Origin of the sequence: Sphingomonas sp. SORGH_AS_0789, from assembly GCF_031453055.1 — a bacterium.
Lineage (GTDB): Bacteria > Pseudomonadota > Alphaproteobacteria > Sphingomonadales > Sphingomonadaceae > Sphingomonas.
In genome coordinates this window covers 1,847,501-1,862,317 of the sequence record NZ_JAVIYV010000001.1, presented here as the reverse complement: position 1 = coordinate 1,862,317, position 14,817 = coordinate 1,847,501, and the positions used below count along the sequence as shown (strand labels likewise).

General features: G+C 60.2%; 8 protein-coding genes, 1 tRNA gene, 2 rRNA genes and 1 pseudogene (1 of these 12 running past the window's edge). 2 read left to right on the top strand and 10 right to left on the bottom strand.

Annotation, left to right across the window (positions count from 1 at the left end):
* Positions 1-398: 398 nt before the first annotated feature.
* The 5 genes from QE360_RS08570 to QE360_RS08550 all read right to left on the bottom strand — a co-directional run bounded on the left by QE360_RS08570 (position 399) and on the right by QE360_RS08550 (position 8,592).
* The gene (locus QE360_RS08570) at positions 399-1,601 is read right to left on the bottom strand and encodes a sulfatase-like hydrolase/transferase (protein WP_309700795.1); all 1,203 of its coding nucleotides are present in this window, start codon (positions 1,599-1,601) and stop codon (positions 399-401) included.
* Positions 1,602-1,808, bottom strand: coding sequence for a sulfatase-like hydrolase/transferase (locus QE360_RS08565; protein WP_309700793.1), 207 nt, complete (start codon positions 1,806-1,808; stop codon positions 1,602-1,604). It abuts the gene before it with no gap.
* Between the two features lie 299 nt (positions 1,809-2,107).
* Positions 2,108-5,395, bottom strand: a complete 3,288-nt coding sequence (locus tag QE360_RS08560; protein ID WP_309700791.1) for a carboxypeptidase regulatory-like domain-containing protein — start codon at positions 5,393-5,395, stop codon at positions 2,108-2,110.
* A gap of 335 nt (positions 5,396-5,730) precedes the next feature.
* Positions 5,731-6,654, bottom strand: a complete 924-nt coding sequence (locus QE360_RS08555; RefSeq protein ID WP_309700789.1) for a formylglycine-generating enzyme family protein — start codon at positions 6,652-6,654, stop codon at positions 5,731-5,733.
* Between the two features lie 498 nt (positions 6,655-7,152).
* A complete protein-coding gene (locus tag QE360_RS08550; RefSeq protein WP_309700787.1) occupies positions 7,153-8,592 on the bottom strand; it encodes an IS1182 family transposase in 1,440 nt (479 codons plus the stop codon).
* Positions 8,593-8,999: 407 nt separating this feature from the next.
* Between QE360_RS08550 and QE360_RS08545 the strand changes: the two genes are divergently transcribed.
* Both QE360_RS08545 and QE360_RS08540 read left to right on the top strand, forming a co-directional pair.
* Complete coding sequence (locus tag QE360_RS08545) at positions 9,000-9,485, top strand: cell wall hydrolase (RefSeq protein WP_309700785.1); 486 nt, start codon at positions 9,000-9,002, stop codon at positions 9,483-9,485.
* A 194-nt stretch (positions 9,486-9,679) separates the two neighbouring features.
* Positions 9,680-10,191: pseudogene (locus QE360_RS08540) on the top strand (MucR family transcriptional regulator).
* Positions 10,192-10,195: 4 nt separating this feature from the next.
* On the opposite strand, the gene QE360_RS08535 reads toward QE360_RS08540, so the two are convergent.
* From QE360_RS08535 to QE360_RS08515, 5 genes are all read right to left on the bottom strand, one after another.
* Entirely contained in the window at positions 10,196-10,396 is a 201-nt protein-coding gene (locus QE360_RS08535) for a hypothetical protein (RefSeq protein ID WP_309700783.1), read from the bottom strand.
* A gap of 39 nt (positions 10,397-10,435) precedes the next feature.
* The gene (locus tag QE360_RS08530) at positions 10,436-11,455 is read right to left on the bottom strand and encodes a phage integrase central domain-containing protein (RefSeq protein ID WP_309700781.1); all 1,020 of its coding nucleotides are present in this window, start codon (positions 11,453-11,455) and stop codon (positions 10,436-10,438) included.
* 186 nt (positions 11,456-11,641) lie between these two features.
* A tRNA-Met gene (locus QE360_RS08525) sits at positions 11,642-11,718 on the bottom strand.
* A 116-nt stretch (positions 11,719-11,834) separates the two neighbouring features.
* Positions 11,835-11,949: ribosomal RNA gene (gene rrf / locus QE360_RS08520) — 5S ribosomal RNA — on the bottom strand.
* Between the two features lie 128 nt (positions 11,950-12,077).
* Positions 12,078-14,817 (bottom strand): 23S ribosomal RNA (locus QE360_RS08515) (it continues 82 nt past the right edge of the window).

Here is a 14,817-nt window from a genome sequence, read left to right as displayed (position 1 = left end):
TCTCGCTATGCAGGGCAAATCGAAACGCGAGCGGAGTTACCCTTGATAACCCGCATTTGGCGACAAGCTGCCGTTTCGGCCTGACAGAGCTCGAAGGCATAGCGATCCCCCTAATCCGGGTCGGGAGCCTGCCTGCGGTTCGCCACCTGGCCACCGGCTTCTACAGCGTCGATCACCGCAATCTGTTTCTCGACCGGTGCCTGGAATGCCTCGAATACGATAGCATCGGTCGCTTTCGGTAGCGAGCAGATCGGCGAGCTCGGCCACCGTCAGTAGATCGGTGCCGCCAATACGCCGAGAACCATCCCGATGGCCGTTGCGCGCAAGCTCATCGACCGAAGACTGGCAGACACGGCACGGCGTTTGATCGACAATGTTCTTGACCACCGGACATCGGTTCATTGGCCAAGGCTTGCCGGACGCCCGAAGCCGGGATCGCTGTACGATGGGTAATGGTCGAAGAGGTCATGGTCGGCGCCTTCGACGATGCGCGGATCACCGGTTCTGGCCAGATCCCGCATCAAGAAACGATCCAGCCGGGCGACAAGCTTAGCCGATGATGGATCGTCCGCCAGATTGCGAAGCTGGTAGGGATCGTTGCGGACGTCGTAAAGTTCACGTGCCGGCCGCTTTCCCGTCGCCAGCGCACGCACTTGCCGAGCGGTATCGGTATCGCCGAGCACGAGATCGCGCTTGGCCTGCCCGGCATCAATGTCAGCGAACGCGGCATAAGTGTCGGTAGCAATCTCGTTGGCGGTGACCGAAAGCTTGCCGGGTATCCCGGCCGGGTAACGATCGGGGCGGAAATTGCGGATATAGAGGTGCGTTCCGGTGCGTAGCGCCCGCGAAGGATAGCCCTGGCCGGGCACCGATCCGCCATCCATGTGCCGTTCGCGTCCCAGCAGCACATAGCTCCGCGGCGGACGGGCGCGCGGGCCGAACAGTGTCAGCAGTGATCGAGAATCCATTGCTATGGGGATGGACACACCGCCGAGTTCAAGGAAAGTGGCCGCCAGATCGACCAGGCTGACGGGATCGCGGACGATCATTCCGGCTGGCACCCGGCGCGGATAGCGGATCGCCAGCGGCACATGCGTTCCGGCATCATACAGCGTCGCCTTGCCACGCGGGAAGGGCCACCCGTTGTCGCCGGTCATCACCACCAGCGTATTGTCGAGTTCTCCCGCCTTCTCCAGTGCATCGAGAATGGCACCAGCCTGCCGGTCGAACGCCTCGGCATAATAGCGATAATCGGCCATGTCGCTGCGGGTCGCGGGGGTGTCCTCCAGATATGGAGGAACGACCATGGACGCCGGATCGATACCGCTGCGGATACCGATGCCGGGTTGATAGGGGCGATGTGGCTCGTGTGCGCCGTGCCAGAAACAGAACGGAGTTCCGTCGGGCCGATTGGCGAGGAAGGCCGCAAAGTCGGCGAACGATCGACCGGCGGGATTGCGCGTTCTGCCAACCGGCTTCAACTGACCCGGTGCCCAGCCCTTGCCGTCGAAGCCGACATGATAACCGCTGGTTTCCAGCAGGTCAGTATAAAGTGGGAAGTGCTGCGGCAGGACGCTTGCCAGATTGGCTCCCTCCTCCAATCACCAGGGCCAGCGGCCCGTCAGGATCGCACCGCGCGAGGCGGTACAGGTCGGCGACGCGACGAAGGCGTTCTCGAACATTGCCCCCTCGCGGCCCAGCCGATGGAAGACCGGCAGCCGCGCCCCTGTCAGGTCGATGGCGCGCGAGCCGGGCCAACTCCAGTCGTCCGCCAGCAGCAGCAGGATGTTCGTGCGTCGGTCCGGCATAGCCCGCGACGCCAGCGCCGTTATCGGAGTCGCCGCCGTGATGGCTGCCGTGCCCCCGAGCAGGAAAGCCCGGCGATTGGGGTGATACCGTTGCAAATCAGACCCTCCCTCGTTTCAGTTGCACGATAGACCGGTAACGGGCGCCCGTTCGATCCAGTCCCTGGATCACGTCACCGCGTCCGCTCGCCGCCACTGCGGCAGAAGACACGGCGACTTTTGGACGTGACAGCCCCGCTCCGCCTTGATGGGCGCAACGAACGACGACCGAACGAGGCATTGCGCCCGACCCGGCGCGTCGATCAGAATTCGATCTTGGCCCCGACCCGGATCGCGTACAGCGAGGGGCGTCCCAAATTGTCGACGACCGGGTTGGAGAAGTTCGAGTAGCGATATTGCGTGCAGTTGCTGCCGCTCGTCGTCGCGCATGAGACGTTCACGACCGACGCCAGATAGGGAAAGCTGACCTGGCGCAGCGCGCCCCAGTCCCGGTTCAGGAGGTTCAGCACATTCTCGACGTCGGCATAGAGCTTAAACCGGCCGGTGCGCACAAACGGCAGCGGCACCTCCTGGTCGACATGGATGTCGATCTTGGTCCATTGCGGCGCGCGCATCGAGTTCTTGCCGATGATCGCCCCCTGCTTCAATTTATTCGCCTGGACGAATGTCTGCAACGCCGTGAAGGTCGTCGCCGAGTCATAGCTGACCAGCGGGTCCGCCGTGATGCTCGACACATTCGGGACGTAGAGCAGGAAACGACTGCTAAGTCCTGCGACGCCGAACACATTGCCATGGCTCAGCGTCTGAACTGAGTCGTTCATCGTCAGGCTGTACGGCAGGCCGGACCGACGCTCGCCGAACAAACTGAAACGCGTCTTGTAATCGCCGTAGAACGCATGGTCGAAGTCGATGTGCAGCTTCGTGCTGTTACGAATCTGATAGATGGACGTACCATAGGCGGCGCGGTTCGGATCGATCATCGCGGTCTGACCATAGGTCTGCGACGCGGTAGTCGAATTCATCGCACTCACGTCCTTTATGTCCTGGAACGTGTAGCTGGCGCCGACCGACAGGCCGAAATCGAACGACTTGTCCAGCCGCGCCACGGCGACGAGAGAATGGCCCTGCCGTGTATTGGTGAGCAACAGATCGGTGTTGGCGCTGGTTGAGGTCAACGTCGCATAGCGTGGACGACCATCCGGCGCCGTGCCGATCGCACGCAGACGCAGGTCATAATATTGCGGAGCATAGTTGACCCAGCCATAATAGAGATCACCACCGATGTTCCAGCCAGTTCCCAGGAAACCGCCGAAATCTGGGCTGTAATCCGCCGAGAAGCTTGCCTTCCAGGTAGACGACATCTGGAACTTGGGGTCCATCGCGTTGACGTTCGCCACCGACAGCGAGCCGGTGTTGCTCCGGATATAGTCGGTCAACTGGCTGGAGAAGGTGCGACCATTGACGTTGTCGAGCGCAGCCGAACACAATGCCGTGGAGATATTGCCTTGGCAGCCCACGCCGTTGAGATTGCGTGTGATCGTCACCGAATTGGCGAACACGCCCGACACCGAATAGCTGTTGCCGAGGAACACATCGGGCGAACCGCCGGCGAACAGGCCAAAGCCCGTCTTCAGACGCAGTCGCGGCGCCGGGGTCCAGCTTGCTTGAAGTCGCGGTTGCACGATCATCTTGCCGTCGATGACGCTCGTGTTGGTGAAGCCGTAACGCTGGGTGAAGAAGCTGTTCAAAGCGGGTCGCGCGATGCCACCGTAAAGGTCCGTACGAGCACCCGCGGTGATATTCAGCGTCGCATCGGGATCCCAGGCGACCTGGCCGCCGAACGTATATTGATCATATTTAAAGCTGGCGAGCGTGTCGATCAGGTTACCTGTGATCGACCCTGCCAACGTCACGCTGCTCGCCCGGCCCGCCTGAAAATCGGGAATCGAGTCGAAATAATAATTTCCCAGCGCGTTCTGGGTGAAGGCATTGCCCACGTCGAGATGCTGCCACCCGGCATTGAGCTTCATCGTAAAGTCGGCATAGTTCCACCGCACGACCAAGTCGGTGCCATATTGCTTCGTATGGACATAGTTGAAGTGGCGGAACTGATCCGGCCCGAAATAGAGGCGGGCGGTGCCGGGACTGGCTGAGCTGCCCTGGCTACATAGCGTCGCATTGCTGTTCGTCGTGGTCGAGGTGACGGCGGACACCGGGTCGAGGCAGACCTGCATCTGCGCGAAATTGAATTCGCCGAACGGAACCGGATCGAGGTCGTATTTACGGAAATTGCCGCGCAGCTCGGTGTGGAAGTTGCTCGACCAGTCGGAATTGAGCTGCGCGACGTAGGAGTCGACTTTTTCTGGGCGGAGAAAATTGTTCGATTGAAGCCCGAGTGCCGGTGAGGCCGGATTGGTCGAAGAAAAGCCCGCCGTCGACGCGTTGGAACTATTATTGTGAATCCATGTCGCTGACAGGCGCTGGCCGTCCACGATGTTCCAGTCCGCCTTGACGGTCCATTTTTCGTCCGTTTCAACCGTAGTGCGCTGCACGCCCAGCGTATCATAGTTATAGACCGACTTGGCGATCGACTGGACGTTGGCGATCTGCGCATCCGAAAGGTTGGGTACGACGTTGGGAAAGCCCGCGGTGCCGATCGCGATCGGCGTTCCCTCGCGCAGATGCTCATAGGACACGGCGAGAAACAGCTTGTCCTTGATGATCGGCCCCGACAGGAAGCCGCCATAGTTGCGGCTCTCGAAATCGAGCGCAATGTCGCCCGTCCGATTGGCGATCCCGGGACTGGTGTGCGATCCGGTCAGGCCATCGCTGCTATACGCGTAGAATCCTGATCCATGGAATTGGTTGGTGCCCGAACGCAGGATGACGTTCACCGCCCCGCCCTGAAAGTCTCCCTCCGTGATATCGTAGGGAGCGATCTTGACCGACATCTGCTCGATCGCGTCGATTGGCACCGGACCGCGAGCCGTTGGCAGCCCGCCGACGTTCAGACCAAAATTGTCCGAGAAACGCTGTCCGTCGACCGAGAATTTGTTCAGGCGGGCATTCTGCCCCGCGATCATCACGCCACGCCCCTGACCCGGATCGATCGTCGCGAACGGATCGCGCCGGACGATGTCGCGAATATCCCGGTTGACCGAAGCGACCCCCTGGATCGCCTGGCGGTCCAGTACCGTGGACGGCCCACCACCCAAATTGACGCCTTTGACCTTCGTTCCCGTAACGACGACCTCCTCACCGACATCGAGCTCGATCGGCAAAGCCAGCGGCTGGCTAGCAACCAGTTGAAGGTCGGTGACCCGCAGTTCCTGGAACCCCGGCGCGGTGATTGTGACGGTGAACGGCCCGCCGACGCGAAGCCCCGATGCGCCATAGCTGCCGTCCGCACTTGTAGTAACCGTCGAAACCGTTCCTGACGGAACATGGACGACCTTGACGGTGGCCCCCGCTACCGGCGCACCATTGGCGGTGACGTTACCCCGCACGGAAGCGGTAATCTCCTGCGCGCCGACCGTTGACGAACAGCACATTGCAATGACGAGCGCGCTCGCCGTACCCAGAATGCGCATTAAAGCCCCCCTTCCGATTGCTCACACGTCCGAAACCATGACGAATGCGTCGTTGGGATCGCGAAAATCCCAAAGCATTCGATCATCGCTATCGCTGAAGCCCCCTCCAGCATGAGGATAGGATCGCCGGTCCAACTCCCCGCGATCGGCCGCCCCCTTCGTGCAAGGGGCGTAGTTCGTGGTGGCGACACATTCTATAACTTTGAAACGGACACTGTGTTGAGAAAAACAGAGCGGGTGGTCTGCGCCTGCGCCTATTTCCTGCTGTTTCAATGATATGACGAATTAGGGCTGTCGACCCGCAATAGGATCGTGCCCACTGCGTTCGATCGAATTCAGCGCCCCCTGAAGACGCAACGAAAGCCGATATGGCTGGTCGCGCTGTCGGTCGTCTGCGGATGCCGGGCGGCTGGGCGATAGCGTTGGCAGTAACTAGGGGCGCAGAGATGTGAGCCGCCTTTCAAGACTTTGCGGCCGAACAGCGAGTCGGAGGCTTGCGGATCAATGCTGTCCCGCCGGGCCGGGCCGCGCGGATTGGAGGGAATGCAGCACGATCCCTTCTTCTTGGCCTTTGGGGTGACGCGTGGCATCGCATACCAGTCCGTCGTCCATTCCCAGACATTGCCGATCATATCATAGAGGCCATAGCCGTTGGCGGGATAGGAGCGGACCGGCGAAGTCCGCTCATAGCCGTCCGACAATAGATTGCTGAACGGGAACAGGCCCTGCCAGGTGTTTGCTTGGTGGATGCCGCCTGGCGCCAGTTCGTCGCCCCAGGGAAAGTCTTTTCCCTCGACGCCGCCCCACGCGGCGAACTCCCACTCCGCCTCAGTCGGTAACGCCTTGCCCGCCCAGGCCGCATAGGCTGTGGCGTCGTCGAAATTCACATGAACGACCGGATGGTCCCATATTCCGTCCAGATCGCTGTCCGGTCCATGCGGATGGCGCCAGTCGGTTCCGAAGCTGAATGTCCACCACTGCGAATAGTCCGCCAGATCGACCGGCCCGCTCGTCCGCTCGAAGAGCATTGAACCGGCGCGCGCCATCTCGGGTGACATGCCGGGATAATCGCGCGGGTCGGGCGCGATTTCGGCGAAGGTGCGGTACCCCGTCGCCTCGACGAAGCACGCAAAGTCTCGGTTGGTGACCGGCGTCTCGTCGATCCAGAATGGGTCGACCCGGACAAGGCGAACCGGCGATTCCTCCGGGTAATAGCGGTCAGACCCCATTGCGAAGACCCCACCCGGCAACTGGCGCATCCCCGCCCTCCGTTCGTGGGCGGCGGTAGTGGGCAAGGAAGCAGGTGTCGTCACAGGTCCGATCCTTCGCAGATAAGCCGACCGGTTCGGCGGGCAGGGAGGATTGGCCGGTCATGTACCGCACGGCCCATCCGCGCGAGAATATGAGAGGGTAGAGAAGATGTGATACCGATTGTAGCGCCTGAGCACAGCTTTGCTTCGCTCCGCCTCGATTTTTACCGGCATAGACGCATCAGTTCGACCCTGACCTTCGCCGGTCGGGATGTATTGAATGCCGGTGAACCGCATCGACGACCGAGTGGCTGGGATAAGGGCGCACGGTCGCATGTCCGTTCGCTGAAACGGCAGCGACAGGTTTCGGCAAGAGCCGCTGCTCTAGCCAGGGCTTGGAACGACCGGCTCTGGTCGAGGCTGTGTAGAAACGCTCCCGAGATGAAAGGCGCGTGGTGATGATCGGAAGGCCACGATGACCGAGTGCCGGGCTTTCGCGCCGGCCTTTCAGGTGCGGATCGCTGCAATGAGTGGTTGAATGCCCATGATCTGGATCATTCGCTTCATATTATATGCCAGCACGCACAAACTCATCTCGGTTCTGACGTTTCTGAGGGTCTTGGTAAGAAAGTGGGTGCTGCCCATCCAGAATTTGAGCGTGCCAAAGACATGCTCGACGGTTCGGCGACGGATACCCATGGCATTGGGCAACAGGTCCAGCCGCTTTTGCATGGCATCGATGACCGCCTCATGCTTCCATCGTTTGACGCGCTTCACTTTTTCGGTGGTGCAGCGTGCTCGTAGTGCACAGCCATGGCAGGCGCTCAGGTTGCGGTAATGGTCGATGTCGCCGTGATGGTCCGACCGCGTACGTGCCTTGGTCAGATATTCTCCGGCCGGGCAGGTATATCGGTCGTGGCCGGCGTCGTACACGAAGTCGGCCTTGGTGAATAAACCGCGCTGGGCCTTGCCGGACGTGTCGGTTCTGGGCACGCAGGGCAAAATGCCGGTGCCTTCGCATTCCAGCACCTGTTCGCCGTTCATATAACCGCGATCCGCCAGAATGGTGATCTTGGGTGCGGCAATGGCCGCTTGCGCTTGCCGGCCCATCGGCGCGAGTTGCGCCCGGTCATTGCCCTCGTTCACCACGTCATGCGCGACGATGAGGTGATGTTCGGCATCCACCGCTGCCTGCAGGTTGTAGCCGACAATGCCAGTACCGCGACCACTGCTGTTCATGGACCTGGCATCCGGATCGGTCAGTGAAACCTGATGATCGGGCACCGCTTCAAGCTGTGCGGCCATTTCCTTCAGGAACCGCATCTGGCCGCGCAAGCCCGCGATCTTCTCACGGATCTGTTCGACCCGCGCTTGCGGAACGTCGCTGGCCTCACGATCGGCACGATCAAGGGTCGCAAGGTAGCGCTCGATGCTGGCCTCGACCTGCTCGATCCGCTTGGTCACCTTGTGTTCTGTGTAGTTGCGATCCCGGTTGTTCACCGCTTTGAACTTGCTGCCGTCGATCGCGACGGTCGCCTGTCCGAACAGGCTCAACTGTCGGCACAGCACCACAAACTGGCTGCAGACCGCCCGGATCGCTGCACCATTGTCCCGTCGAAAGTTAGCGATCGTCTTGAAGTCCGGTGCCAGTAGACCGGTCAGCCACATCAATTCGATATTGCGCTGGGCTTCGCGCTCCAGGCGCCGGCTCGACTGGATCCCGTTCAAATAGCCGTAGAGATAGATCTTGAGCATAGTCGACGGATGATAGGCCGGGCGCCCGGTATGCGCCGGCGTCGCTCCGGCAAAGCCAACTGCCACCAGATCCAGCTCGTCGACAAACGCCTCGACGACCCTAACCGGGTTATCTTCGGCGACATAATCATCGAGCGATGCTGGCAGCAAAAAATCCTGCCGACGGTCTTGTTCTTCTACGAAACGGCCCATCGACAAGCCTCCCGACATCGCGGCAAACTCTATCACAAAACAACGTTTTTACACAGCTTCGGTCGAAAGCTGACGCGCTATCTCACCGCCAAAACCACTGCTGCGCAGCAGCTTCGTGCAATAAGTCAGGCTCGCTCCTTCGCCAGCATTCGCTGCCGCCGGAGCCAAGGTATGTTATCGAGCAGTGAGCTTGTTCAACGCTGCCTTGCACCGCGCGCTGCGCTAGCATGTCGGTGATGGCATCGCGACGAACCCTATATGCCTCCAGGAGCCGCCCGGGACGGCGCGATGTTGCCGCGGAGCGCTGGCTACTGCTGCTCTTCGTCGTGGCAGCGGTCGCAATCGCTGCTGGCCTTCTGGATACCGTCAGCTTTGCCCCCGAGACGAAGCCCCCGAGGGAGATGACGATGGCGCAGGCCCGCGCCTCGAACGCCAGGGTGCCCATCGTAGCTGCTGCGCTTGTCCGCGCAGCGCCCTATCGCTTTCGTGGCGGCCCCGCCGAGCGCGCGCAGGCTGTCGACTGCCTAGCCACCGCGGCCCTTTATGAAGTGGGTGATGACCCGCGGGGCCAGCGCGCCGTCATTCAGGTCATTCTCAACCGTGCGCGAGCCCCTGGCTTTCCGCGCACCATTTGCGGCGTTGTCTACCAGGGTTTCGACCGGACCACGGGCTGCCAATTCTCGTTTACCTGCGATGGCTCGATCAAGCGGCGCACGAAACATTTCGGCTGGTCTGCGGCGCGACGCGTGGCAAGCGAAGCGCTTGCCGGCCACGTCTTCACCGATGTTGGCCGCACCACGCACTATCATGCCGACTGGATGGTGCCGTATTGGCGTGACACAATGACTAAGATTGCAAAGGTCGACACCCACCTTTTCTACGTGCGCCTCTGAGCGGCTTCGTTATCTCTGTGCCATCATTTTACGTGGGGACGTGATGAAACACATCAGTCGTCTATCGAAACAAATCACTGCTTGACGCCGTGTCGTTATTGCTGCTGCAAGACCGTTGCTGTGACATGGCCGTTTACGGTTCTTCGGAACCGCGCAGCGTTTTGACACTCCTGCCACTCCCATCTGGATAGACCATGGCTGACGAAACCATCACCGATACCGCGCACGCGGTCGAACTCGCCACCGAACTGACCATTGCCTGGCTGGGCAATCCCAACACCCGCATCGACGCCGAGCAGGTCCCGGCCTTCTGGGCAGCATGCACAGCGCCATTCTGAAGCTGGCCGGCGGCGGCGAGACGGCCGCAGCAGACGCCGTCGACACGACCGAATACACGCCTGCGGTGTCGGTGCGGAAGTCGCTGGCGTCGAAGGAGCACATCATCTCGATGATCGACGGCAAGCCCTACAAGACGCTGCGCCGCCACCTCGCCACCAATGGCCTGACGCCGGAGGAATATCGCGAGCGCTATAACCTCAAGGCCGACTATCCGATGGTCGCCGAGAGCTATTCGGAAAGCCGCCGGGCGATGGCCAAGAAGATCGGCCTCGGCCGCAAGCCGGGTGCCAAGGTGGCAACGACCGCCAAGCCCAAGGGCGCCCGCGCCGCCAAGAGCGCCGCTCAGGCGCATCTGTCGGGCGAGTAACCGGTCAGGCAGGGCTGGCTTCGAGCAGCCGGCCCTGCCCGCTACTTTTGGCCACGGCCAAGGCGTCATCGGCCACGGGCGCCGCGCTCAGATGGCTTTGGATGAAACCGGCCCAGTCCGCGAGCATGCGCCGACGCGGGGAAAGATAGAGTGCGGCGTTATACGCCCCCCTCACCTCATCGCGTTCGACATGGGCAAGCGCCATCTCGATCCAGTCGGGCTGATAGCATTCCGCCTCATTGGCTCAGGTCGAGGCGAGCCCACGAAAGCCGTGCACGGTCTGGCGACCGCGATAGCCCATCCGGTAGCAGGCATAGATCATCGTGTTCTGCGAGATCGGCTGGTCGAGCTTCTCGCCGGCAAAGACATAGTCCGTCGAGCTATAGACCTGCACGTCCTTGAGCAGCGCGACGACTGCCGGTGCCAACGGCACGACATGCTCGCGCGCCATCTTCATGCGCTCGGCCGGCACCCGCCAGAGCGGCGCAGGCCCGTCGAGATCCTCGAACTCCGCCCAGCGGGCATGACGCGTCTCGTTGGTTCGCGCCCAGGTCAGCAGCGTGAACAGCAGCACCGCCCGGGTCACCGCGCGACGCCGCGGCGTCTCCTCGCCGTCATAGCCGTCAATCGCCCGGATCAGCGCCGGCAACTCGCTGCGGCCAATACGCGGCATATGCCGGGTACGCGGCTTGGGCTTGAGCAGTTGGCCGAGATGCTCGGCCGGGTCGCGCTCCGCCCAGCCATGCGCGATGGCAAAACGGTAGATTTGGCTGACATGCTGCTTCAAACGCCGACTGACGTCGAGCGCACCCCGCGCCTCGACCCGCCGCACCATCGCCAGCACATCGGCCGGCGTGATGACACCGAGCCCAAGCTTGCCGAGCACCGGAAAGGCATCACGCTCGAGCCGAGTCAGCAGCCGGGTGGCATGCCCGGCATCAAGTCCGTCGAGGCGGTGGCCATGCCATTTGCGCGCCGCTTCCTCGAAGGTCATCTGCGCCCTGGGCTTGTTGCCGGCGCCCGGATCACCCCCCTCGCCCAGCACCACCTTGGCCTTGGCACGGCGCAGCCGCGCCTCTGCCAGCGAGACGGCCGGATAGGCACCAAAGCTCAAGAGCTTTTCCTTGCCGCCGTAGCGGTACTTCATCCGCCACAGCTTGGAGCCGTTGGGGCGGACAAGAAGGTAAAGGCCTTCGCCGTCGGTGAGTTTATAGTCTTTTGCCCGCTTGGTGGCGTAGCGGACTTCGAGCTCCTTGAGAGCCATGGGGGTATCTCCTGCCGAGGCCGGGATGATACCCACGAAAATACCCCCAAATGCAAATCGACGTCCTGACATCGCCGGGGCGGTAATGAACCGCCTTGAGCCCGTGCGACTCCGAGCTAAGCCACGGAAAAAAGACACAAAAAAACCGCCGCAGGTTATCCTGGGCGGTTATGGTATCGGAAAGTATGGTTGCGGGGGCAGGATTTGAACCTGCGGCCTTCAGGTTATGAGCCTGACGAGCTACCGGGCTGCTCCACCCCGCGATTGAGCTGAGCCGCACGGCGGCACGCTTCATGCGTGGTGTCGTGGGGCTGAGCGCCCCGGGCTGAGTGCCCGAGGAAACAAGTGAATGGGTTTTTGTGTATACGCGGACTATAATGCCTGGCGACGCCCTACTCTTCCACTGCTTGAGCAGTAGTACCATTGGCGCAGTCGGGTTTCACGGCCGAGTTCGGGATGGGATCGGGTGGGACACCGACGCTATGGCCACCAGGCAATAGAGTCCGCGAATACTGACCCCGCTTTGTGGGCGGGGTGATGGGTATAAAATCGATGCACCTGGCTTGATAATGACCGCACCCTTTTGCCGTCAGCCCAGGGCTGATGGTGGGGGTGTGGAGCTCTCAAGCGCGAATAGGACAATTAGTATCGGTTAGCTCCATGCGTTACCGCACTTCCACATCCGATCTATCGAGGTCGTGGTCTTCGACCGTCCTGAGAAATCTTATCTTGAGGGAGGCTTCCCGCTTAGATGCTTTCAGCGGTTATCCCGTCCGTACATAGCTACCCTGCTGCGCCGTTGGCACGACGACAGGTACACCAGAGGTACGTTCAACCCGGTCCTCTCGTACTAGGGTCAACTCCTCTCAAATTTCGACGCCCACGGCAGATAGGGACCAAACTGTCTCGCGACGTTCTGAACCCAGCTCACGTACCACTTTAATTGGCGAACAGCCAAACCCTTGGGACCTGCTCCAGCCCCAGGATGTGATGAGCCGACATCGAGGTGCCAAACAACCCCGTCGATATGAGCTCTTGGGGGTTATCAGCCTGTTATCCCCGGCGTACCTTTTATCCGTTGAGCGATGGCCCTTCCACGAGGGACCACCGGATCACTATGACCGACTTTCGTCTCTGCTCGACTTGTCAGTCTCGCAGTCAGGCTGGCTTATGCCATTGCACTCTAACAGCCGGTTTCCAACCGGCCTGAGCCAACCTTCGCGCGCCTCCGTTACTCTTTAGGAGGCGACCGCCCCAGTCAAACTACCCGCCACAGAGGGTCCCTGTACCGGTTTCACGGTACGAGGTTAGACATTAAACAACAACAGGGTGGTATTTCACCTATGGCTCCACATCGGCTGGCGCCAATGCTTCAAAGCCTCCCACCTATGCTACACAGTTCTTGTCCAATGCCACTCTGAAGCTGCAGTAAAGGTGCACGGGGTCTTTCCGTCTAACCGCGGGTACTCCGCATCTTCACGGAGAATTCAATTTCGCTGAGCATGTCCTGGAGACAGTGGGGAAGTCGTTACGCCATTCGTGCAGGTCGGAACTTACCCGACAAGGAATTTCGCTACCTTAGGACCGTTATAGTTACGGCCGCCGTTTACCTGGGCTTCATTTCAGAGCTTGCACTCCTCCACTTAACCTTCAGGCACCGGGCAGGCGTCAGGCCCTATACGTCGTCTTGAAGCCGACTTAGCAGAGCCCTGTGTTTTTGCTAAACAGTCGCTACCCCCTGGCCTGTGCCCCCCATGAGAGCTTGCGCTTACATGGGGCCTCCTTCTTCCGAAGGTACGGAGGCAATTTGCCGAGTTCCTTCAGGACACTTCTCTCAAGCGCCTTGGTATACTCTACCTGACCACCTGTGTCGGTTTCGGGTACGGTCTATACGGTGGGGCTATTTCCCGGGACCTCTTCGAGGCACGTCCAATCCGATAAGGACGTACAACACACGAGATCCGTCACACACCACCAGGCCCACGAATATTAACGTGGTTCCCATCGACTACCCCCTTCGGGCTCGTCTTAGGGGCCGGCTCACCCTGCGCGGATTAGCCTTGCGCAGGAACCCTTGGTCTTTCGGCGAGAGGGCATCTCACCCTCTTTATCGCTACTCATGTCTGCATTCGCACTTCCGATACCTCCACGACCCATTACCAGATCGCTTCGCAGGCTTACGGAACGCTCCGCTACCGCGTGTACAAAGTACACACCCTAAGCTTCGGTGCGTGTCTTGAGCCCCGTTACATCTTCGCCGCAGAAACCCTTGTTTAGACCAGTGAGCTGTTACGCTTTCTTTAAAGGATGGCTGCTTCTAAGCCAACCTCCTGGTTGTTTTGGGATTTCCACATGCTTTCCCACTTAGACACGACTTGGGGACCTTAGCTGTAGGTCAGGGCTGTTTCCCTTTTGACGACGGACCTTAGCACCCGCCGTCTGTCTCCCGAGTATCACTCATAGGTATTCGGAGTTTGGTTAGTATTGGTAGATCTCGCGACCCCCGCAACCATCCAGTGCTCTACCCCCTATGGTGTCCGCTCGAGGCACTACCTCAATAGTTTTCGCGGAGAACCAGCTATTTCCCGGCTTGATTGGCCTTTCACCCCTAAGCACAACTCATCCGGTAACTTTTCAACGTTAATCGGTTCGGACCTCCAGTGCGTGTTACCGCACCTTCATCCTGGTCATGCATAGATCGCCGGGTTTCGGGTCTAATACTTCAAACTAAAGCGCCCTATTCAGACTCGCTTTCGCTGCGCCTACACCTATCGGCTTAAGCTTGCTTGAAACATTAAGTCACAGACCCATTATGCAAGAGGTACGCAGTCACCCCATAAAGAGGCTCCTACTGCTTGTAGGCAATCCGTTTCAGGTACTGTTTCACTCCCCTCATCGGGGTGCTTTTCACCTTTCCCTCACGGTACTAGTTCGCTATCGGTCATGTACGAGTATTTAGGCTTGGAGGGTGGTCCCCCCATGTTCAGACAGGATTACACGTGTCCCGCCCTACTCGAGTCCTGACACATCACTTTCGCATACGGGGCTGTCACCCGCTATGGCCGAACTTTCCAGATCGTTCTGCTAGTTGAATGTCAGGCACTGGCCTGGTCCGCGTTCGCTCGCCACTACTAACGGAATCTCGGTTGATGTCTTTTCCTCCGGCTACTGAGATGTTTCAGTTCACCGGGTTCGCTTCTCGAAACCTATGTATTCAGTCTCAAGATACCTGAACCGCCTAACCCTCACAGAGCCTCTCACCAGCACGCATGAAGCGTGCCGCCGAGCGGCTCAGCTAGGATTAAACGGATAGGTGGGTTTCCCCATTCGGAAATCGTCGGGTCAAAGGTTGCTCACACCTC